This is a genomic window from Actinomadura mexicana, assembly GCF_900188105.1.
Classification (GTDB): Bacteria; Actinomycetota; Actinomycetes; order Streptosporangiales; family Streptosporangiaceae; genus Spirillospora; species Spirillospora mexicana.
This window is the reverse complement of record NZ_FZNP01000016.1, coordinates 149,566-170,264: the sequence shown is the minus strand read 5'-3', so window position 1 is coordinate 170,264 and position 20,699 is coordinate 149,566. Positions and strand designations below refer to the sequence as shown.

Here is a 20,699-nt window from a genome sequence, read left to right as displayed (position 1 = left end):
GGTGATCCCGGAACGACAGGGACATGGTTCCGGAGAAGTCCTCGATCGGACTGATCTCTTCGAAGATCTCCTCCAGCCCCGACTGCGTCGGGACGTCCCTGCGTCCGGCCTGGCGAGCCGCCTCGACCCGGGCCTTCCAGCGCTCGTTGCCGACCAGCCAGTCGAACGAGTTGGTCTGCAGGGCGAGCAGATCGGGAACCTCGAGAGGCTCGTGGATGCGTGAGAAAGAGACGCGGCGGGGACCGGCGGGTACGGAGGAAGCGGTGCGCGAGACTGCCAACAGGTGTCCTTCCGAGGGCTCGCGGCGGATTGACGGCGCGCACGCCGGACGACATCACGGCCGATACGGAAGGAGGGGACGTCGAGGCGAGCGCGAAAGGGCAGCATAGAGCAGAATGCAGACAGATGTCCACACCTACTTAAAATGTCAACCTCGATGCCAGGACCAGGATGACACGCTCGCGTCGCCCCCGTCAAGCCGCGCACCTGGGAAAGGCCAACGGAAGGGACACCTGGGGATTTCTGCGCCTGGAAGTGCACTTGCTGTGCGGATCGGACTCTCTGATCAGTGGTGGTTCAGATCCCGATCAGAGACTCGCCGTGCGGGGCCCGCCGCGCGGGACGGTCGGGCCGAACGGCCGAGACCGGGGATCAGGATCGCGGCCACGACCAGGTGCATCGCCACCAGGACGGCCATGGACGCGCCGTCGGCGGCGTCGCCGAGCGGCCCGGTCATCGACAGGACGAGCCCCGCCACGGCGATGACGGTCCACACGCGGCCCGGCCGCCCGCTCACGCGTTCCAGCAGCGCGAGCAGCCCCCAGGCGGCCAGTCCCGCGACCAGGCTGCCCGCGATCACCGGGCCCGCCCCGACCCGCTGGACCTCTCCGGCCATCTCCGCGGACGGGTCGAGCCCGGTCACCGGGCCGGTCACCACCCACAGCGCGAGGGGGGCGGCGACCGCTCCCGCGACGGTCAGCACCCGCCGTCTACCGGTACCTCCGGACACGTCCTTCTCCTTTCGTTGCGGATCGTTCATGTCCGGCAGCGTGGCCGCCCGGGCGCGACCGGCACATCGGGCGCGCGGCGGGAGCCGGTCCGCCCGCGGTACGGGCGGGCACCGACTTTGGTCGGTGTCGGGGCCGCGGCCCCGCGGATAGCCTCGGCCCCGTGAGCGAGACGTTCGACCAGGCAGGGCATCATGCCCGGCGCGCGCTGTGGTGCGCGGCCGGTGTCGCCGCGGCGGCGGGCGCGATGGGCGCGCTGACGCTGTGGGGCCGTTTCAGCGCGGACGTGACCGGCGCCGTCCTGGCGCTGGACATCGCGGTCGCCCTGGTGAGCTGGCTGCTGTCGCCGCTGCTGCTCTGGCGGCCGGTAGGCGTCACCCTGGTCCTGACCGTGCTGGCGGCGCTGTCCCCCACCGCCACCCCGGCCGCCTCCATGGGCGTGTTGCAGGTCGCGCAGCGGCGCCCGTTCCGGCCGGCGGCGCTGGTCGGCGCGGCGGGAGTTGCGGCGCACGTCGTGCAGGGGCTGTGGCAGCCCAACCGCGGCATCTCCTTCGGCTGGTGGCTGCTGCTGATCGCCCTCGGCTACGGCGCCATGGTCGGCTGGGGCGCGCTGGCGCGGGCGCGCCGCGAGCTGCTGGCGTCGCTGCGGGAGCGGGCCCGGCGCGCCGAGGCCGAGCAGGGCCGCCGGGTCGCCGAGGCCCGCATGGCGGAGCGGACCCGGATCGCCCGCGAGATGCACGACGTGCTCGCCCACCGGCTGTCGCTGCTGGCGACCTACGCGGGCGCGCTGGAGTACCGGCCGGACGCCCCGCCGGAGAAGCTGTCGCATGCGGCCGGAGTGGTCCGCGCCGGGGTGCACCAGGCGCTCGACGAGCTGCGCGAGGTGATCCTGCTGCTGCGCGCGGAGGACACCGGCGAGGAGGACCGGCCCCAACCCGTCCTGGACGACGTGCCCCGGCTGGTGGAGGAGTCCCGCGACGCGGGCGGGCAGGTGGAGCTGCGCGACGAGACGGTCGGCGCGTCCGCGCTTCCGGCGGCGGCCGGGCGCGCCGCGTACCGGGTCGTGCAGGAGGGGCTGACCAACGCCCGCAAGCACGCCGTGGGACGTCCCGTCCGGGTGGTGCTGGAGGGGCGGCCGGGGGCCCGGCTCGTGGTCGACATCCGCAACCCGCTGGCCGAGGACGGCGCGGGGCCGCTCGCGCCCGGCAGCGGCACGGGGCTGGTGGGGCTGACCGAGCGGGTGCGGCTGGCCGGCGGGCGGCTCGACCACCAGGCCGCGGAGGGCGAGTTCCGGCTGCGCGCCTGGCTACCATGGCCCGCGTGATCCGCCCCCTGCGCGTACTGATCGTGGACGACGACGCCCTCGTCCGCGCCGGACTGTCGATGATGCTGGACGGGACGGGCGGCATCACCGTGGCGGGCGAGGCCGCCGACGGCGACGAGGTGCCCGCGGCCGCCGACGCGCACGCCCCCGACGTCGTGCTGATGGACCTGCGGATGCCGCGCGTGGACGGCATCACCGCGACCCGCAGGCTGCGGGGCCGGCCGAACCCGCCGGAGGTCATCGTGCTGACGACCTTCGACTCCGACGAGAACATCCTGCACGCGCTGCGCGCGGGCGCCAGCGGGTTCCTGCTGAAGGACACCCCGCCGGACCAGATCGTCCACGCCGTGCGGCAGGTCGCCGCCGGCGAACCGATCCTGTCGCCGCGCATCACCCGCCGCCTCATGGACCGCGCGGCGGTGGAGGCCGGCGCCTACCAGCGCGCCCGCGCGGCGCTCGCCCGGCTGAGCCCCCGCGAGAACGAGGTGGTCCTGGCGATCGCCCACGGGCGTTCCAACGCCGACATCGCCGCCGAGCTGTTCATGAGCGTGGCCACGGTCAAGGCGCACGTGTCCAGCGTCCTGACCAAACTCGACCTGGACAACCGCACCCAGATCGCGCTGCTGGCCCACGACGCGGGCCTCGCCTGACCTCCCTCGCACCGCTCCCTCCTCGGCTCCCCCTCTTGCGTGCCGTCGCGTCCGCATGCCAAACTTGGAACGATCATTCCAAGTAAGGGGCGGTGCGATGCCGGACGTCAAGCACTTCGATCCCGACGCCGTCCTGGACCGGGCGGTGCGGCTGTTCTGGCGGCGCGGCGCCGCCTCGACGGGGATCGCCGAGGTGGTGGCCGTGACCGGGATCAACCGGTCCAGCCTGTACGCGACGTTCGGCGGCAAACGGGACCTGTACGTGGCGGCACTGCGCCGCTACGCCGACCGCCAGTCGCGCCCGGTGTTCGACCGGCTCGCCGCCGACGGGCGGGGCCTGCCCGGCATCGCCGCGTTCTTCGACGGGCTCGTCGCCGCGCGGTGCTCCGGCGAGTACGCCCGCTGGGGCTGCATGGTGTCCAACGCCCACGCCGCCCAGGACGGGAGCGACGACGGCGAGCGGGAGGTGCTCGACGCCCATCACGAGGCGCTGTGCACCGCCATGCGCACCGCCCTCCGCGCCGCCCGCGGGCACGGGCAGTTGCGCGGCGACGTGGACGTGCGCTCCGCCGCGCAGATGCTGGCGCTGCTGGCCTACGGGGTGAACCTGCGCTCCCGCGCCGGCGCGGATCCCGGCGAACTGGCGGACACGGTGGACGCCGCCCTGCGCTCCCTCGCTCCGCTCCCCTGACGACCCGTTAAGGAGATGACGATGGCCGAGTTCACCGTCTACGACGAGACCGACGCCCCCGCCGACGCCCGTCCGCAACTGGAGGCCGCCAAGAATCGGATGGGGTTCGTCACCACGCTCAACGGCGTGATGGCCGAGTCGCCGGAACTGCTCGCCGGCTACAACGCCCTGTCGGAGCAGTTCAACAGATCATCGCTGCCGGGGCACGCCAAGCACGCCGTGCTGATCACCGCCAGCGTGCTGAACGGCTGCGAGTACTGCGTGGCCGCGCACTCAACGGTGGCGCTGCGGGCCCGCGTCCCCGCCGAGGTCGTGGAGGCGCTGCGCGCGGGGCGGGCCTTGGGCGACCCCGGGCTGGAGGCCGTCCGCCGCCTCACCGGCGCCATGGTGACGCGGCGCGGCTGGGTGGACGACGCGGACGTCGAGGCGTTCCTGGCCGCCGGCCACACCCGCCGCCACGTCCTGGACGTCGTCCTCGGCGTCGGCATGAAGACCCTGTCCAACTACACCAACCACATCGCCCACACGCCGCTCGACCCGGCCTGGAAGGAGCAGGAGTGGACGGCTCCCTCCTGACACCGCCCCCTCACACCGCGGCGGGCCGGGCTTCGGCTTCCGCGGCCGCCGACGGCGCGGGCTCGGGTTGCGCGCCGCGGCGGGCCGACGCCGCCACGACGACGGCGAGCACGGCGAAGATCGCGGCGGCGATGGCGCCGGTGGTGTGCAGGCCCGCCGTGAACGCGGCGTGGGCGCCGTCCAGCAGCTCCTCGGCCCGCGCGGGCGGCAGGCGGCCGCTGTCGGCGACGGCGCCGGCCAGGGTGCGGGACGCGGCCCCGCCGACGTGGTGCATCCGGGCCTGGTAGACCGAGGCGCCGACCACGCCGATGACCGCCAGCCCCAGCGATCCGCCGAGGTAGTTGCCGGTCTCCGACAGCGACGCCGCAGAGCCCGCGCGTTCGGGCGGGACGGACCCGACCACCAGGCCGGTGCCCAGCGCGAACAGCGGGCCGGTGCCGAGGGCCAGGACGGTGATGCCGGCGATGACGGTCGCGGGCCCGTCCGACACCGTCAGCGGGAGGCAGCCCGCCGCCGAGACCGCCAGTCCGGAGGCGATCGCGGTGGCGGGACGGATCCGCCTGGCCAGCGCGGGCGCCGCCATCGTCCCGGCCGCGACGCCCAGCCCCATCGGCGCGAACAGCACGGCCGAGGCCAGCGGCGAGTGCCCCAGCACGTCCTGCAGGTACTGGGTCACCATCAGGCCGGTCCCCGCCATGGCGACGCCCGCGAGGACCAGCGAGACCAGGACGGCGCCGAGCGGGCGGCCGCGCAGCAGCCGCAGGTCCAGCAGCGGATGGTCGAGCCTGAGCTGGCGCCGGACGAACATGGCGCCGGCCACCGCTCCCCCGGCGAGCGCGGCGGCCGGGGCGGCCCCGCCGCGGCCGTCTGCGAGGGCCAGCTGCTTCATCCCGTACACCAGCGGCAGCACGGCGGCCAGGGAGAGCGCGACGCTGAGGGGGTCGATCCGCCGTCCGGCCGACCGGTCCCGGAACTCCGGCAGCAGGACCGGCCCGGCCGCCAGCAGAAGCGCCATGACCGGGACGGCGACCAGGAACACCGACCCCCACCAGAAGCGCTGGAGCAGGAGCCCGGCCAGCACCGGGCCGAACGCCCCGCCCGCGAACTGGCAGGTGGCCCAGATCGCGATGGCCTTCCCGCGCTCGCGCTCGTCGCGGAAGATGTTGGTGATCAGCGCCAGCGTCGAGGGCATCAGCGTCGCCCCCGCCACGCCCAGCAGCGCCCGGGCGGCGATCAGCGTCCCCGGGTCGGGGGCGTAGGCGGCGACGGCCGACAGGACGGCGAACGCGGCGGCGCCGACGAACAGCAGCCGGCGGCGTCCGATCCGGTCGCCCAGCGTCCCCATGGTGATGACGAATCCGGCGACCATGAACCCGTAGGCGTCGCTGATCCACAGCTGCTCGGTGCCGCCTGCCCCCAGGTCGGCGCTCAGCCGCGGCAGCGCCAGCAGCAGCGCCGTCATGTCCATGGCCATCAGCAGCGACGGCAGCGCCAGGACGGCCAGCGCGAGCCACCCGCGCGTCCCGGCGCGGACCGCCGCGGTGCCCTGCCCGTTGTGCTCCATATCGGTGTTTCCTCGTCGGATCGGGATCACTGTCACGGGGTGGTCGGAGTGGGCGCGCGGTTCTCGACATCGATCCGCGAGGAAGAATGGGAAAGGCTGTCGAAGACGGCCGAGCGGCTCCGACGTCTCCCGTGCGAGGCGCCACCGGGGCGCCGGACCGGAGGGGAGACCACCGTGAAGTACATGCTCATGCTGTACGCGTCCCAGCGGGCCTACGACGAGATGGCGGGGAACGTGCCCGAGGACGAGGCCGTCTGGTCCGGCGAGGAGCTGGCCGAGATGTATGCGTTCATGGAGAAGTTCAACCAGGACCTCGTCGACTCCGGGGAGTTCGTGGACGCCCAGGGGCTGGCCGCGCCCGTCCACACCCGCCGCTTCCACACCAAGGACGGGGTGCCGGCCGTGACCGACGGCCCCTACCCCGAGACGGCCGAGGTGCTCGCCGGGTACACCGTCATCGAGTGCGACAGCTTCGACCGCGCCTCGCAGATCGCCGCGCGGCTCGCGCAGTGCCCCGGCCCGGCGGCGGCGCGGGAACGGGCGTACGCGGACCTGCGGCCGATCGTCGACGGGCGCGCCGACCTGGAGCCGTGACCGTACCGCCGGAGGGCGACTGGGACCTGCTGCGCCCGCTGGCGCCGCAGGTCCTCGGCGCGCTGGTCCGCCGGTACGGGCATTTCGACACCGCCGAGGACGCCGTCCAGGAGGCGCTGGTCGCCGCCGCGTCGCGGTGGCCGGAGCAGGGGGTCCCCGCCGATCCGCGCGCCTGGCTGATCACGGTGGCGTCCCGCCGGCTGACCGACCTGCTGCGCGCCGAGCGGGCCCGCCGGCGTCGCGAGGACGTCCTGGCCGCGTGGACGCCGCCGGACGCCTGGCTCGCGCCCGCCGCCGACCGGCCGCCGCCGGGCGGTGACGACACCCTGGTCCTGCTGTTCCTGTGCTGCCACCCGGTGCTGGCGCCGGACCTGCAGATCGCGCTCACCCTCCGCTCGGTCGGCGGGCTGACGACCGCCGAGATCGCCCGCGCGTTCTTCGTGCCCGAACCGACCTTGGGGCAGCGCATCAGCCGCGCCAAGCGGCGCGTCCGCGACAGCCACGTCCCCTTCCGGATGCCCGCCGCGGACGAGCGTCCCGCCCGGGTCGCCGCGGTCCTGCGCGTCCTCTACCTGATCTTCACCGAGGGCTACGCGAGCACGGCCGGGTCTCACCTGGCCCGGGGCGAGCCGGCGACCGAGGCGATCCGCCTGGCCAGGATCGTGCACCGGCTGCTGCCCGGCGACGCCGAGGCGGCCGGGCTGCTCGCGCTCATGTTGCTCACCGACGCGCGCCGGCCCGCTCGTACGGGCCCGGGCGGTGACCTCGTCCCGCTCGCCGAGCAGGACCGGAGCCTGTGGAACGCCGGGTACATCGCCGAGGGAGCGGAGCTGCTATCGGCGGCGCTGCCACGCGGGCCGGCAGGCCCCTACCAGGTGCAGGCCGCGATCGCCGCGCTCCACGACGAGGCCGCGACCGCGCGGGACACCGACTGGCCGCAGATCGCGGCCCTGTACGGAGTGCTGATGGAGCTGGCGCCCAACCCGATGGCGGCGCTCAACCACGCCGTAGCCGTGGCGATGGCCCGCGGGCCGGGCGCCGGGCTCGCCCTGGTGGAGGAGTTGCGGGACGACCCGCGGATCGCCGGGCACCACCGCATGCACGCCGTCCGCGCCCACCTGCTGGAGATGTCCGGCGACACCGCCGCCGCGCGGGCGTGCTACCTGGCTGCGGCCGCGCGCACCCACAGCCTGCCCGAGCAGCGCTACCTCAACGCCCGCGCCGCCCGCCTGGCGGGGACGGCCGTGCGGCCCGAAGGTCCGGCAGGCGACTAGCCGCGCATGCGGGTGATCGCTTGCGGGGTCAGGTGCCGCGCGAGCTCCTCGAGGAGGCCGACGATCTCGGCGACCCGTTGCGGGTCGTCGGTGTCCAGGGCCGCCGCCAGGGCGGTGTCGACGTTACTCCCTGCTCGGCGCGGATGTGCACGAGTTCCCCGGCGGCCACAACGGCAACACCACCCACCCCCGCGCCTACGCCGCCGCCCTGCGCAGTGCCCTCGCCGCCCTCTGAGGGCGGCCGTCACGGGTTCGGCGCGGCCGTGAGGGCGCCCGCGCGGGCGGCGGCGCCCGCGGACGCGGCGGCCCGGTCGGCGGCCGGCTCGTCGATCGGCTCCCCGGTGATGAACAGCCGGTAGTACAGGGGGGCGACGGCGAGGCGGACGACCTCGGCCGCGTCCGTGCCGGCGGGGGCCTCGCCTCGCTCGACGGCGCGCCTGACGATGACGGTGGCCTGCTCGTGGCGCCGGGCGAAGAACGCGTGCAGGGAGCGGGCGGCGTCGCCGCTCTGCGCCGCGGCCAGCACGAACGCGCGGGCGATCGGGCCCTGCACGGGATCGGCGAAGCCGGCCACGACGAGCCGGGCGAGGGCGCGCAGGTCGCCGGCGAGGGTGCCGGTGTCGGGGATCGGCCACGGTTCGGCGGCGGCCATGCCGAGGGCGTCGGCGATGAGGCCGTCGGCGCTGCCCCACCGCCGGTAGACGGTGGTCTTGTGCACCCCGGAGCGGGCCGCCACCGCTTCGACGGCGAGCCCCTCGTAGCCGTGCTGGGACAGCACGGCGAGGGTCGCCTCACGAACGGCGTCGCGCACCCGCGCGGTGCGTCCGCCGGGGCGGACGGTCCCGGGCCCGGAGGCGGTCACCGCGCGGCCCGGCGGTCCCGGCTGGTGTCCACGCTCCGATCGTAACGCAACTCCGGTTGCGTTAACTTCGTCCTTGGACGGAAACAGCAGTGGAGGGACGAGGGGGACGACATCCATGCCAGAGGGTTCGCACGTCACGATCAAGGAGTTCCGGGTGTCCGGCCCGGACGCGGGGCCGTACAGCGTCGCCGCCGGGCCGGACGGGGCGCTGTGGTGCACGCTCGTCCACGAGGGCCGGATCGCGCGGATGGCGCCGGACGGGGACCTCACCGTGCACGGGCCCGTCCCCGCCGGGCCGATGATCATCACGGCGGGTCCGGACGGCGCGCTGTGGTTCACCGCGTTCCACGGCGACGCGATCGGCCGGATCACCACCGCGGGCGAGGTCACGCCGTTCGCCCTGCCCGGGGGGTGGGGTCCGTGCGGGATCGCGGCCGGGCCGGACGGGGCGCTGTGGTTCACCCGCATGCACGCCGGCGGCGTCGGCCGGATCACCGTGGACGGCCAGGTCAGCGCTTTTCCCGTGCCGGGAGAGGGCGCGATGCCCTCGATGATCGCGGCGGGCCCGGACGAGGCCCTGTGGTTCACCCTCAACCAGGGCAACGCCATCGGGCGGATCGCGCCGGACGGGCAGGTCGCCGTCCACCCGCTGCCCACCGAGGGCTCCGCGCCGGTCGGCATCGCCGCCGGGCCGGACGGCGCGCTCTGGTTCGCCTGCATCGGCACCGGGCACATCGGGCGGATCACCACCGACGGGAAGGTGACCGAGTTCCCGCTGCCCGACCGGGCCGCCCGCCCGCACGCCATCGTCGCCGGGCCCGGCGGAGACCTGTGGTTCACCGAGTGGGCCACCGCCCACGTCGGCCGCATCAGTCCCGACGGCCGCATCGACGAGCACCCTCTGCCGATGCCCGGATGCGAGCCGCACGGCATCGCGGTCGGCCCGGACGGCGCCCTGTGGGTGGCGCTGGAGACCGGCGCGCTCGCCCGCGTCTCCGTCGCCTGACCCGCCCCCGGCCCTCGGGGACCGGACGGTTCGAGCCGCGCCGAAACGTGCGCGGGCCACCGTGGGCGGCATGGGTTCCCCAACACACGCGACCGAGACCCCCGCCCGGCAGGCCGGCCCCGCACCCCGGCGCGGGGTGATGCTCGCGATCCTGTGCGCCGGGATGTTCCTGGTGCTGCTGGACGTGACGATCGTCAACGTCGCGCTCCCCGGCATCGGCCGGGCGCTCGGCACCGGCCTGCCCGGCCTGCAGGGCGTCGTGGACGGCTACGCGGTCGCGATCGCGGGGCTGCTGCTGGGCGGCGGTGCCCTCGGCGACCGGATCGGGCACCGCCGGATGACGCTCACCGGGTTCGCACTGTTCGGGCTGGCATCGCTGGCCTGCGGGGCCGCGCCCGGCGCCGGCCCGCTGATCGCGGCGCGGGTCGCGCAGGGGGCGGGCGCCGCGCTGCTGCTGCCCGGCGGCCTCGCCCTGATCACCGCGTACTACCCCGGACGCGCCGAGCAGGCGCGGGCCCTCGGGGTGTGGGCCGGGATCTCCTCCACGGCGCTGCCGGCCGGGCCGCTGCTGGGCGGGCTGCTGGTCGACACGATCGGCTGGCGGTGGATCTTCCTGCTGAACGCGCCGATCGCCGCGGCGGCGATCGGCGGCGTCCGCGCGCTGGTCCGCGAACCCGACCGCGCCCGGCCGGGCGCCGCGCTGGACCGGGCGGGGATGGTGCTCGCGCCGCTCACCCTCGGCGGCCTGGTCTGGACGGTCATCGCCGCAGGCCACGGCCACCGCGACGGCGCCGCCGCCACCGCCGTGCTCACCCTGGCCGCCGGGACGGCGTTCGTCCTGGCCGAGCGCCGCGCCGCCGCGCCGATGGTCCCGGGCGGGCTGCTGCGGGCCCCGGCGTTCCTCGGCGCCGGCGGCATCGCGCTCATCATGAACCTGGTCACCAACGGGGTCCTGTTCGTGGCGACGCTGCAACTGCAGCAGGCCGGGCACCGCTCCGCGCTGGTCTCCGGGGCGATGCTGCTGCCGATGGCCGCGCCGCTGGCGGTCCTGGCCCCGGTGAGCGGGCGCCTCACCGCTCGGTTCGGGACGCGGATGCCGCTCGCGGCGGGCACCGCCGTCGCCGCGGCGGGGTCCTTGTCGCTGCTCGGCGCCGGTCCCGGCGGCGGCTATGCGGCGCTGCTGCCGGCGCTGCTGGCCATCGGGATCGGGGACGGCCTGATCGTCACCGCGGTGGTCGCCGCCGCGATGCGCGCCGTCCCCCCGGCGCACGCCGGGCTGGCCGGCGGGTTCAACAACACCGCCCGGCAGGTCGGGACGGCGCTCGGCGTCGCCGTCTACGGGGCGGTCGCGGGTCCCGCACCGCACCCGGCGTTCGCCTCCGGCCTGCACGTCCTGGCCTGGGCGAGCGTGGCGCTGTGGCTGACCGCGCTGGCCCTCACCCGCGTCGTCCCCGCCCGCTGACGGACCGAAAACCGGTTGGCAGGACCGGCGGCTCGGCCCTAGAACGGTCGCATGCTGCACAAGTACCCCCGGACCCGGCACATCGCGGGCTCCCGGCTCCAACCGGGCGACCACGATCTTGCCGCCGTGCCGTTCGAGGCGATCGCCGGGCGGTTCCTGGTCGTGGAGGAGAAGCTCGACGGCGCCAACGCCGGCATCAGCTTCTCCTCCGGCGGCGAGCTGCGGCTCCAGAGCCGCGGCCACTACCTGACCGGCGGGCCGCGCGAGCGGCAGTTCGGGCCGCTGAAGGCGTGGGCGGCGTCGGTCCAGCACGTGCTGCGCGAGCGCTTGCAGGACCGGTACGTCCTGTACGGGGAATGGCTGTACGCCAAGCACACGGTCTTCTACGACGCGCTCCCCCACTACTTCTGCGAGTTCGACGTCCTCGACCAGACCGACGGGACGTTCCTGTCGACCGAGCGGCGCCGCGAGCTGCTCGCCGGGACGCCGGTCGTGTCGGTGCCCGTCCTGCACGAGGGCCCGCTGCCGCACTTGGCCGCGCTGACGAAACTGGCCGGCCCCTCCACCTGCCGCACCCCGCGCTGGCGGGACGCGCTGCGCGCGGCGGCCGAGGCGGGCGGCGCCGACCCCGGCCGCGTCGCCGGGGAGACCGACGCCTCCGAGGAGATGGAGGGCCTCTACATCAAGGTGGAGGAGGGCGGGAAGACGGTGGACCGCTACAAGTGGGTCCGGCCGAGCTTCCTGACCGCGATCCTCGACTCGGGCACCCACTGGCAGGAGCGGCCCATCGTCGCCAACGGCCTGGCCGACCCGGAGGTGCTGTATGCGGGTGTTTGAGGAGTTGTGCCCGGCGCCGCCGCACTGGACCGTCCCGTGGGAGCGGATCCGGGACGCCTTCGCCTGGGTGCGCGACATGGCCGGCGTCCCGCAGGACGCCGTCTACCACGGTGAAGGCGACGTCGAGACCCACACCCGGATGGCGTGCGAGGCGCTGGCGGCGCTGCCGGGGTGGCGCGCCCGCCCCCCGCGGGAGCGGGTCCGCCTGTTCACCGCCGTGCTGATGCACGACATCGCCAAGCCGCACTGCACCGCCCGGGACGACGACGGGCGGATCACCGCGCGGGGCCACTCCCGCCGCGGCGACCTGATGGTGCGGCGCATCCTGTGGGAGCTGGGCGCACCGGTCGCCTGGCGCGAGCATGTGGCGGCGCTGATCCGCCACCACCAGGTGCCGTTCTGGGCCCTGGAGCGCCCCGACCTGCGGCAGATCGCGTTCCGCGTCAGCCTGCTGGCCCGCAACGACGACCTGGTGCTGCTGGCCTCCGCCGACATCCTCGGCCGGATCTGCCCCGACACCGAGGAGCTTCTGGACAACGTCGCCCTGTACGGGGAGTACTGCGCTGAGCAGGACTGCCTGGACGCTCCGCGCGCCTTCCCCTCCGACCACGCGCGGTTCTGGTACTTCCGCAAGCCCGACCGCGACCCCGGCTTCGCCGCCTACGACGACACGCGCTGCACCGTGACCGTCCTGTCCGGGCTGCCGGGGGTCGGCAAGGACCACTGGATCGCCGCGCACCGCCCGGACGTGCCCGTCGTCAGCCTCGACCGGCTCCGTGCCGAGATGGGCGTCGACCCGGCCGGCGACCAGCGCGCCGTGGCGGCCGCCGCGCACGAGCGGGCCCGCGAGCACCTGCGCGCCGGGCGGTCGTTCGTATGGAACGCCACCAACGTGTCCCGGCAGCAGCGCGAGCTGTGCACCGGCCTCGTCGCCGGCTACCGGGGGCGGGTCGAGGTCGTCGCGCTGGAGGCGCCGCCCCGGGTGCTGCGGGACCGCAACCGGGCGCGCAGCTCGCCGGTCCCGGACGCGGTGATCGATCGTCTCGTGCGCCGGTGGGAGACCCCGGATCCGACCGAGGCGCACCGGGTCGACTGGCTCAGCACGGCCTGAGCCGATCGGCGGGGCCCCGCCGATCGGCCGAACGCCGCCCGTTCACCGCGTGTCGGGGCGCCGCCACGTTTAGCCCATGCGCACGGGGAACGCCCTTTCCAGGTTTCACAACGTGGAGGGGGCCTGGAGGCATGAGCATCGTGCGGCAGCAACACGACGGCGACGGCCAGGCCGGGACGGCGGGCGCGCACCGGCAGGACTTCGGGAGCGCGCCGGAGTTCCGCGCCGAGCACCATGAGGCGGGAACGGGCGAACTGGTCCGGCAGGCCGCGCAGCAGGTGTCGGACCTGATGCGGGCCGAGATGCGCCTGGCCGTCGCGGAACTGAAGGACAAGGGCCGCCACGCCGGCACCGGCGCCGGCCTGTTCGGCGGCGCCGCGCTGGTCGCGCTCTACGGGGTGGGGGTGCTGCTGGCGGCGGCGGTGGCCGCGATCGCGCTGGCGCTGCCGGTGTGGGCGGCAGCGCTGATCATCGGCGTGTTCCTGCTGGTGGTGGCGGGCGTGCTGGCCGTGATGGGCCGGGCGCAGACCAGGCGGGCCACACCGGCCAAGCCCGAGCAGGCCATGGACGAGGCCAAGCTGGCCGTGGCCGAACTGAAGGAGAGGGCGACGCACCGATGACGATGCAGGGCAAGCACGGCGCCGAGGCGGGCACCGAGGAACTGCGTCAGGAGGTCGACCGGGCCCGGCACGAGCTCGGTGAGACGGTGGAGCAGCTCGCGGCGAAGGCCGACGTGAAGGCCATGGCGCGGCAGAAGGTCGAGCAGGCGCGCGGCAAGGCCCGCGACGCCGCGGCGTCGGCGCGGGAGATCGCGGGGTCCGAGCAGGGCAAGGCGAGGGCGCGCCAGGGCGGTGTGGTCATCGCCTCGGCTGGCGCGCTCGCGCTGGGCGCGGTGTGGGTGCGCCGCCGCCGCACGTCGCGGACCACGTCGCACATGCGGTCGCACCGCGGTCGCAAGGCCCCGGTCCAGGTGCGGATGCGCACCGGGCAGAAGCGCGCCGTCTCGGTACGCCGCACCGCCCGGCGCTGAGTGGCCGGGAAGAGGACACGTCATGAGCAAACGGCCGGAAGCACCCACCGACCTGCCCGCGCGTTCGTGGGGGCAGACGCTCAAACGCACCTTCGGCGAGTTCCAGAAGGACAACCTCTCGGACTGGGCCGCCGCCCTCACCTACTACTCCATCCTGTCGATCTTCCCGGCGATCCTGGTGGTGGTGTCGCTGGTGGGCCTGGCCGGCCAGTCGGCCACCGACAACCTGGTCAAGAACGTCGGGAGCCTGGCTCCGGGCGCGGTCCGGGACCTGCTCGTCAGCTCGATCAGGCAGCTTGAGGGCGGTGCCGGAGGCGCGGGCGTCGTCGCCCTGCTGAGCCTCGCGGCCGCCGTCTGGTCGGCGTCGGGCTACGTCGGGGCGTTCATGCGCGCCTCCAACGCCGTCTACGACGTCCCCGAGGGACGCCCGTTCTGGAAGACGGTGCCGCTGCGCATCGGGGTGACGCTGCTGACGCTGGTGCTGCTGTCGGCGTCGGTGATCGCAGTGGTCGTGTCCGGGCCGCTGGCGCGCAAGGCCGGCGACCTGCTCGGGCTCGGCTCCGAGGCGGTCACCGTCTGGGGCATCGCCAAGTGGCCGGTCCTGGTGGTGGTGGTCGGCTTCCTGTTCTCGCTGCTGTACTGGGCCTCCCCCAACGCCAAGCGCGGTTTCCGCTGGGTCACGCCGGGGAGCGTGCTGGCGATCGTGCTGTGGCTGGCGGCCTCCGGCCTGTTCGCGCTGTACGTGGCGAACTTCGCCTCCTACAACAAGACCTACGGCAGCCTCGCGGGGATCATCATCTTCCTCGTGTGGCTGTGGATCACCAACCTGGCGATCCTGCTGGGCGCCGAGCTGGACGCCGAGCTCGAACGCAGCCGCGCGATCGCCGCCGGGCAGGCCCCCGAGGAGGAGCCGTACGTGGAGTTCCGCGACACCCGCGCCTTCGACGAGGACGAGCGCCGCGAGACCGGCGTCGAGGACGAGCGCAGCGTCGAGGACGAGCACGGGGCGCACCGGCTGTAGCGCAGGGCGGCGGGCGGAGCGTGTTACCGGGGAATTACGGGTCGCACAAGACCGAATCCCCTGAATAGGATCATCGCATGCTCCGTCCCGCCTACCCGATCGAGACCGAGCGGCTGATCCTGCGGCCGTTCCGCGAAACCGACCTGGAGGGCCTGTACGCCTACCAGTCCCTTCCCGAGGTGGCGCGCTTCTTGTACTGGGAACCCCGCTCCCTGGAGGAGTCGCGGTCGTTCCTGAAGCAGAAGATGAGCGCCTCCACCGTGGAGAAGGAGGGCGACTGGCTGGTCCTGGCGGTGGAGTGGCGCGAGACCGGCGAGTTGATCGGCGAGGTCAACCTGCAGTGGCGCAGCCGGGAGCACCTCCAGGGCGAGATCGGCTACATCTTCAACCCCGCCTACCACGGCAAGGGGTTCGCCACCGAGGCCGCCGAGGTGGTGCTGCGGCTGGGCTTCGAGGGGCTGGACCTGCACCGCATCTGCGGGCGGCTGGACGGCCGCAACGCCGCGTCCGCCCGCGTCCTGGAGCGCCTCGGGATGCGCCGGGAGGCGCACCTGGTGCAGAACGAGATCGTCAAGGGCGAGTGGAGCGACGAGGTCGTCTACGCGATGCTGCGCCGCGAGTGGGACGCCCGCGCCGGGTCCTGACGGGGCCCTGCCCCGGGCCACGGTCACCGCCCGGCCTGTTCCCGAAGGGCCTGTGCCAGGTCGCGGACGTGGCCGCGCAGCTCCTCGGGCCGCCGGATGACGAACGGGAAGCCCAGGCCGGCCAGCATCCGCGCCATCCCGTCCAGGTGTTCGGCGCGCGTGGTCATCGATACTCCCCCGGCGGCCTCGGTCAGCGTCGCCGTCGTGGCGGGGATCCGGCGCCGCGCCTCGGTGAGGGTCGTCTCCAGCAGCACCTCGACCTCGTGGGTGTAGGGCACGCGCGCCAGTGACCGGGTGACGTGCTGGACGGGGTCGACGTCACCGGGGGGCTCGAAGCGGGCGGTGCCGGGCTCGGCGGCGGCGACGCGGTCGACGCGGAACGTGCGGATCTCCCCGCTGCGGTGGTCGTGGCCCGTGACGTACCAGCGTCCGGAGTGGAAGACCAGGCCGTAGGGGTCCAGGTCCCGCTCGGTCTCGGTGCCCTGCCAGGACCGGTAGCGGATCCGGACGCGGCGCTTCTGTCTCGCCGCCGCCGCGAGGGTCAGGACGGCTCCGGTGTCAGGTGCGGCGGAGTCACGGGCGGCGAGGGTGAACCCGAGCGTGTCCCGCAGCGCCTGGACGCGGTCGCGCAGGGCCGCGGGCAGGACGCGCTGCACCTTGGCCAGGGCGCTCTCGGTGGCCTGCCCGGGCAGGCCCATCCGCCGTCCGGCCAGCAGCCCCAGCACCACGGCGGTGGCCTCGTCGTCGGTGAGCATGAGCGGCGGCAGCTTGTAGCCGGGCATGAGCCGGTAGCCGCCGTAGCGTCCGCGTTCGGCGACGACGGGGACGCCGAGGTCGTCCAGGCGGGCGGCGTAGCGGCGGACGGTCCGCTCGTCCACGCCGAGCCGCCGCGCCAGTTCCGCCCCGCCCATGCGGGGGTTGGCCTGCAGCAGTTCCAGCATGGCCAGGACGCGGGTCGTCGGATGGGACGGCGCGGGGTGTGGCACGGGTCACTCACTTAATCCGGGCGGATCCTGTCCGGTATCGAGCCTAGCGTGGGGATCACATCCACCGAGAGGACGGCCGATCATGGCAACTGGCAAGGCGACGTTCGTACTGGTCCCCGGGTACTGGCTCGGCGCCTGGGCATGGGACGAGGTGGCGGCGGACCTGCGGGCCGCGGGCCACGAGGCGCACGCGGTGACGCCGGCCGGGCAGGCCGAGCGGGCCACCGGGTCAGCACCCGGAGCCGACGTCGGCGCGCAGGTCGACGACCTGGTGCGGGTCATCGAGGAGGGCGACCTGACCGGGGTCGTCCTCGTCGCGCACAGCGGCGCGAACATGGCGGTCACCGGCGCCGCCGACCGGGTCCCCGAGCGCATCGCCCGGGTCGTCTACGTCGACACCGGCCCCATGCCGTCCGGCCTGGCGGGAATCGACTTCCACGACCCGGCCTCGCGCGCCGACCTGGAGAAGGCCGTCGCCGAGCACGGCGACGGCTGGAAGATTCCGGTACCGGCGTTCGATCCGGAGGAGGACCCGGCCAACCTCGCCGGCCTGACCGGCGAGCACCTGGCCGCGATGCGCGAGCGCGGCACGCCCCAGCCGTTCGGCACCGCGACGCAGGCGCTCACCCGCCCCGACCCGCTGCCGGCCGCGCCCCGCACGCTCATCGCCACCACTATCCCGCTGGCCGCGGTCAGGGAGATGGGCGAGAGCGGGCACCCGGTCTTCTCGATGATGACCGGGCCCGGCTGGACCTACCACGAGCTGCCGACCGGGCACTGGCCGATGTTCTCCCGGCCCCGCGAGCTGGCCGCGCTGCTGGCCGGGACCGCCGCCGGCGGGGCCTGAATCACTCACTTCTCCACAGCCGCACGGAGAAATCTTGTAACCGGCCCACCTAGATCATTTCGGTGGAGGCGAGGACACTCTGCGGAAGTCGCACGGCCGCGGGGGTCGGGCCTGATCCGCGAGGTGAGCCTTGCACACGACACCGACCGTCCGCCGCCGACCGCACCGGGTGACCTGGCGGCGCTCGCTGGCCTCCGGGGCGGTCACCGCCGTGCTGGCGGCCGGCCTCGGCGCGGTCGGCACCGGTCCCGTGCAGGCGTACGCGGGACCGGTCAGGGCGGACGACGGGGCGCGCATCACCGCGGAGAAGAAGATCGCCTCCCGCGAGGTCGACGTCGCCATCGACTCCCCCGCCCTGGGCAAGGCGGTCAAGACCCGCATCCTGCTGCCGAAGAACTGGACGCGGAACGCGACGGCGACGTGGCCGGTGCTGTACGCCTACCACGGCGGCCAGGACGACTACACCTCCTGGACGCGCAACACCGACATCGAGGCGTGGGCGGCCAAGTACAACGTCATCGTCGTCATGCCGGAGGGCGACAACGGCTCCTACACCGACTGGTACAACTACGGCAAGGGCGGGACGCCCCGGTGGGAGACCTTCCACACCGCCGAGGTGCGCCAGTTGATGGAGCGCAACTACCACGCGGGCGCGCTGCGCGCGGTGATCGGCAACTCCTCCGGGGGTGCCGGCGCGATGTCCTACGCGGCCCGGCATCCGGGGATGTTCAAGTACGCGGCGTCGCTGAGCGGGACCCTGTCGATGCGCTCGATCGGGATGCCGGCGCTGCTGATGTTCACCAACGCGGGCAACGGCCAGGACCCGTTCGCGATCTGGGGCGTGCCGTGGTCCGACGACGCCAACTGGGCGGCGCACGACCCGTACTCGCTGGCGCCCAAGCTGCGCGGCACCGGCCTGTTCTTCTCCGCCGGCACGAGCGGGCGCCCCGGCCCCGGCGACCCCGACGTGGCGCCGTGGGACATCGGCCTGCTCAGCGAGATCGCGGTCGGCGCGAACAACAGGGACTTCCAGAAGCGGCTGGAGCAGCTGAAGATCCCCCACACCGCCCACATCTACGGCGACGGCCGGCACAACTGGCCGGCGTGGGTGCGTGAGGCGGCCGCGGTGTGGCCGGCGCTGATGAAGTCGATCGGCGCGCGCCGGGTCTGACGCGCGCCGCCGCGTCCCCTGGTACTGACCCGGCCCGTTTCCGGTGCGGCTGCGGCTGCCGGCCCGGGACCGGGCCGCCGCGCGTGCGGCCCGGTCCGGCGGTTCAGTAGCCCAGGCCGTGCCCGAACGGGTAGAGGGCGGTGTCCGGCTCGTCGCGGGCCGGGACGGCGACGGGCAGCCGCCCGCGCGGGTCCAGCTCGCCGAACAGGACCTTGGCGGCCGACCGCAGCGCCTCGGCCGTGTAGGAGTAGGTCGCCAGGTAGGTGGTCGTCTCGGGGAACCAGGCGATGTCGTAGGGGTCGCGGACGGCGACGACGACGACCGGTCGGCCGGTGGCCACGAGCGCCCGGACGAGGTTGGTCTGCCCGGGCCCGTTGTGGCCCGGTTCCTGCTTGACGTCCCAGGCGCGGTTGGTGACGGCGACGACCAGGTCCTGGTCCCGGGCGGCGGCGACGGCCTCGTCGATCTGGGCCTGACCGGGGCTGATGCCGGTCTGGCGGATGGTCGTGGCGGCGCCGCGGCGGGCGATCTCGGTGCCGAGGGACGCGGTGGTGGACACGCCCCATCCGGTGACCAGGACCTTGCGGGCGCCCGGGCGCAGTGGCAGGATCCCCGCGCCGTTCTTGACCAGGGTGGTGGTGCGGTCGGTGGCGCGCTGCGCGGCGGCCAGGTGCTCGGGCGTCCCGACGACCTGGCCGATCTTCGACTCGTCGGCGTAGGGGTCGCGGAACAGGCCGCGCCGCTGCTTCAGCTCCAGGATCCGGTAGACCGACTCGTCGATGCGCTTCTCGGTCAGCTCGCCGGACCTGACGGCGTCGACGACCGCGGCGAGCTGGCGGGGGAACACGCCGTCGCCCTGGGCGTCGGCGGGCGGCTTCAGCAGGACGTCCACGCCGGCCTTGAGGGCCAGGACGGGGATGTTCTCGTCGCCGTACTTGTCGCGGACTCCCTGCATGTCCAGGGCGTCGGTGACGACGACGCCGCGGTAGTGGAGGCGGTCGCGCAGGATGCCGGTGAGGATGGGCCGCGAGAGGGTGGCGGGGTCGCCGGAGGGGTCCAGCGACGGCACGACGATGTGCGCGGTCATGATGGAGTCGACGCGCTGCTCGATCGCTGCGCGGAACGGGGGCAGGTCGAGGCGCTCCCATTCGGCGCGGGTGTGGTCGATGTGCGGGACGCCGGTGTGGCTGTCGGTGGTGGTGTCGCCGTGCCCGGGGAAGTGCTTGACGGTCGGGGTCACTCCCCCGGCCCGGTAGCCGCCGATCTGCGCGGTCACCATGTCCGACACCAGGGCGGGGTCGGAGCCGAAGGACCGGACGCCGATGACGGGGTTGGCCGGGCTGACGTTGACGTCGGCGTCGGGCGCGTAGTCCTGGTTGACGCCGACGGCGCGCAGTTCGCCGCCGGTGATGCGGGCGAGCGCGCGGGCGTCGCCGGTGCGGCGCCCGGCGGCCAGGGCCATGCTGCCGGGCGACTGCGTCGCGGGCGGCTGGACGCGGGCGACGATGCCGCCCTCCTGGTCGATGGCGATCGTGGCGGGGACGCGCAGCGGCTGCGCCGCGGCGGCGCGCTGGATGCCGTTGGAGAACGCGGCGAGCTGCCGCGGGTCGGTGACGTTGTCGCCGTAGTAGATGAAGCCGCCGGGGTGGTAGCGGGCCATGACCTGCGCCGCGTTGTCGACCCCGTACAGGCTGCGGTTGGCGGCGACGTCGGCCGGCTCCGCGGTGGTGGCGCTCTTGCCGTAGATCTGCAGGACGAACAGCTGCGCGGCCTTGTCCTGCAGCGACATCGACCGCAGGATCCGCATCAGCCGCGGATCCTTGCCGGCGTGCGGCGCGGCCTGCGCGGCGGACGCGTCCACGCCTCCGAGGCCGGTCACCGCGAGTGCTCCGGCCGCGAGGCCGGCGAGCCACCGGCGGCGGCGCGTGCGGGGACGGTACATGACGGCTCCCTCCCGCCCCCGAGTTGCTTGATGATCAAGGTTCCTCCCGGCACGGTAGCCGCGGCGGGCGGCTCCCGTCCACGGCAATGCTCGACGATCC

Annotated in this window: 22 protein-coding genes; 16 read left to right on the top strand and 6 right to left on the bottom strand. The window is 74.5% G+C overall.

Translation table 11 applies throughout. The features are described 5' to 3' along the window. Positions 1-280, bottom strand: a 280-nt coding sequence (locus tag CHC11_RS32690) for a hypothetical protein (RefSeq protein ID WP_143227409.1), incomplete at its 3' end; no start/stop codon positions are given. 285 nt (positions 281-565) lie between these two features. Beyond that, positions 566-1,009 (bottom strand): DUF6069 family protein, encoded by a 444-nt coding sequence (locus tag CHC11_RS32685; protein ID WP_245920064.1) that lies wholly within the window; start codon positions 1,007-1,009, stop codon positions 566-568. A gap of 161 nt (positions 1,010-1,170) precedes the next feature. Between CHC11_RS32685 and CHC11_RS32680 the strand changes: the two genes are divergently transcribed. The 4 genes from CHC11_RS32680 (at position 1,171) to CHC11_RS32665 (ending at position 4,248) form a co-directional block, all read left to right on the top strand. After that, positions 1,171-2,331, top strand: coding sequence for a sensor histidine kinase (locus CHC11_RS32680; RefSeq protein ID WP_245920062.1), 1,161 nt, complete (start codon positions 1,171-1,173; stop codon positions 2,329-2,331). Beyond that, the gene (locus tag CHC11_RS32675) at positions 2,319-2,981 is read left to right on the top strand and encodes a response regulator (RefSeq protein WP_089315717.1); all 663 of its coding nucleotides are present in this window, start codon (positions 2,319-2,321) and stop codon (positions 2,979-2,981) included. The genes CHC11_RS32680 and CHC11_RS32675 overlap by 13 nt, the downstream gene beginning before the upstream one ends. A 97-nt stretch (positions 2,982-3,078) precedes the next feature. After that, positions 3,079-3,672, top strand: a complete 594-nt coding sequence (locus CHC11_RS32670) for a TetR/AcrR family transcriptional regulator (RefSeq protein WP_089315716.1) — start codon at positions 3,079-3,081, stop codon at positions 3,670-3,672. 21 nt (positions 3,673-3,693) lie between these two features. Further along, positions 3,694-4,248 carry a carboxymuconolactone decarboxylase family protein gene (locus CHC11_RS32665; RefSeq protein WP_089315715.1) on the top strand — a complete coding sequence of 185 codons (555 nt, stop codon included), beginning with the start codon at positions 3,694-3,696 and terminating at the stop codon, positions 4,246-4,248. Between the two features lie 10 nt (positions 4,249-4,258). Here CHC11_RS32665 and CHC11_RS32660 read toward each other — a convergent pair whose 3' ends face one another. After that, positions 4,259-5,812 carry an MFS transporter gene (locus CHC11_RS32660; protein WP_089315714.1) on the bottom strand — a complete coding sequence of 518 codons (1,554 nt, stop codon included), beginning with the start codon at positions 5,810-5,812 and terminating at the stop codon, positions 4,259-4,261. 183 nt (positions 5,813-5,995) lie between these two features. Here CHC11_RS32660 and CHC11_RS32655 point away from each other — a divergent pair, with 183 nt between their 5' ends. Then, positions 5,996-6,406: a YciI family protein gene (locus CHC11_RS32655; RefSeq protein WP_245920072.1), complete on the top strand. Its 411-nt coding sequence runs from the start codon at positions 5,996-5,998 to the stop codon at positions 6,404-6,406. Next, on the top strand, positions 6,403-7,680 hold the full coding sequence (locus CHC11_RS32650) for an RNA polymerase sigma factor (RefSeq protein ID WP_089315712.1): 1,278 nt from the start codon (positions 6,403-6,405) through the stop codon (positions 7,678-7,680). The genes CHC11_RS32655 and CHC11_RS32650 overlap by 4 nt, the downstream gene beginning before the upstream one ends. 244 nt (positions 7,681-7,924) lie before the next feature. Here the strand turns inward: CHC11_RS32650 and CHC11_RS32640 are convergent, their stop codons facing one another. Then, a complete protein-coding gene (locus tag CHC11_RS32640; protein ID WP_245920060.1) occupies positions 7,925-8,542 on the bottom strand; it encodes a TetR/AcrR family transcriptional regulator in 618 nt (205 codons plus the stop codon). A gap of 115 nt (positions 8,543-8,657) precedes the next feature. On the opposite strand from CHC11_RS32640, the gene CHC11_RS32635 reads away from it, so the two are divergent. The 8 genes from CHC11_RS32635 (at position 8,658) to CHC11_RS32600 (ending at position 15,653) form a co-directional block, all read left to right on the top strand. Next, positions 8,658-9,548 (top strand): Vgb family protein, encoded by an 891-nt coding sequence (locus tag CHC11_RS32635; RefSeq protein ID WP_089315710.1) that lies wholly within the window; start codon positions 8,658-8,660, stop codon positions 9,546-9,548. A gap of 70 nt (positions 9,549-9,618) precedes the next feature. Then, on the top strand, positions 9,619-11,010 hold the full coding sequence (locus CHC11_RS32630; protein WP_245920058.1) for an MFS transporter: 1,392 nt from the start codon (positions 9,619-9,621) through the stop codon (positions 11,008-11,010). 51 nt (positions 11,011-11,061) lie between these two features. Next, a complete protein-coding gene (locus CHC11_RS32625) occupies positions 11,062-11,847 on the top strand; it encodes an RNA ligase family protein (protein ID WP_089315709.1) in 786 nt (261 codons plus the stop codon). After that, a complete protein-coding gene (locus CHC11_RS32620; protein ID WP_089315708.1) occupies positions 11,834-12,958 on the top strand; it encodes an AAA family ATPase in 1,125 nt (374 codons plus the stop codon). Before CHC11_RS32625 ends, CHC11_RS32620 begins: the two co-directional genes overlap by 14 nt. Before the next feature lie 131 nt (positions 12,959-13,089). Then, on the top strand, positions 13,090-13,578 hold the full coding sequence (locus CHC11_RS32615; RefSeq protein ID WP_089315707.1) for a phage holin family protein: 489 nt from the start codon (positions 13,090-13,092) through the stop codon (positions 13,576-13,578). Then, positions 13,575-13,988 carry a DUF3618 domain-containing protein gene (locus CHC11_RS32610; protein ID WP_089315706.1) on the top strand — a complete coding sequence of 138 codons (414 nt, stop codon included), beginning with the start codon at positions 13,575-13,577 and terminating at the stop codon, positions 13,986-13,988. The genes CHC11_RS32615 and CHC11_RS32610 overlap by 4 nt, the downstream gene beginning before the upstream one ends. Positions 13,989-14,010: 22 nt before the next feature. Next, positions 14,011-15,009, top strand: a complete 999-nt coding sequence (locus CHC11_RS32605; protein ID WP_089315705.1) for a YihY/virulence factor BrkB family protein — start codon at positions 14,011-14,013, stop codon at positions 15,007-15,009. A gap of 77 nt (positions 15,010-15,086) precedes the next feature. After that, entirely contained in the window at positions 15,087-15,653 is a 567-nt protein-coding gene (locus tag CHC11_RS32600; RefSeq protein WP_089315704.1) for a GNAT family N-acetyltransferase, read from the top strand. 23 nt (positions 15,654-15,676) lie between these two features. Here CHC11_RS32600 and CHC11_RS32595 read toward each other — a convergent pair whose 3' ends face one another. Beyond that, a complete protein-coding gene (locus tag CHC11_RS32595; protein WP_245920056.1) occupies positions 15,677-16,639 on the bottom strand; it encodes a helix-turn-helix transcriptional regulator in 963 nt (320 codons plus the stop codon). An 82-nt stretch (positions 16,640-16,721) separates the two neighbouring features. Here CHC11_RS32595 and CHC11_RS32590 point away from each other — a divergent pair, with 82 nt between their 5' ends. Together CHC11_RS32590 and CHC11_RS32585 are read left to right on the top strand one after the other, a co-directional pair. Next, entirely contained in the window at positions 16,722-17,486 is a 765-nt protein-coding gene (locus CHC11_RS32590) for an alpha/beta fold hydrolase (protein ID WP_089315703.1), read from the top strand. Between the two features lie 130 nt (positions 17,487-17,616). Next, positions 17,617-18,657, top strand: coding sequence for an alpha/beta hydrolase (locus CHC11_RS32585; protein ID WP_179279116.1), 1,041 nt, complete (start codon positions 17,617-17,619; stop codon positions 18,655-18,657). A gap of 103 nt (positions 18,658-18,760) precedes the next feature. On the opposite strand, the gene CHC11_RS32580 is transcribed toward CHC11_RS32585, so the two are convergent. Beyond that, positions 18,761-20,599 carry a glycoside hydrolase family 3 protein gene (locus CHC11_RS32580; RefSeq protein ID WP_089315702.1) on the bottom strand — a complete coding sequence of 613 codons (1,839 nt, stop codon included), beginning with the start codon at positions 20,597-20,599 and terminating at the stop codon, positions 18,761-18,763. Positions 20,600-20,699 lie beyond the last annotated feature (100 nt).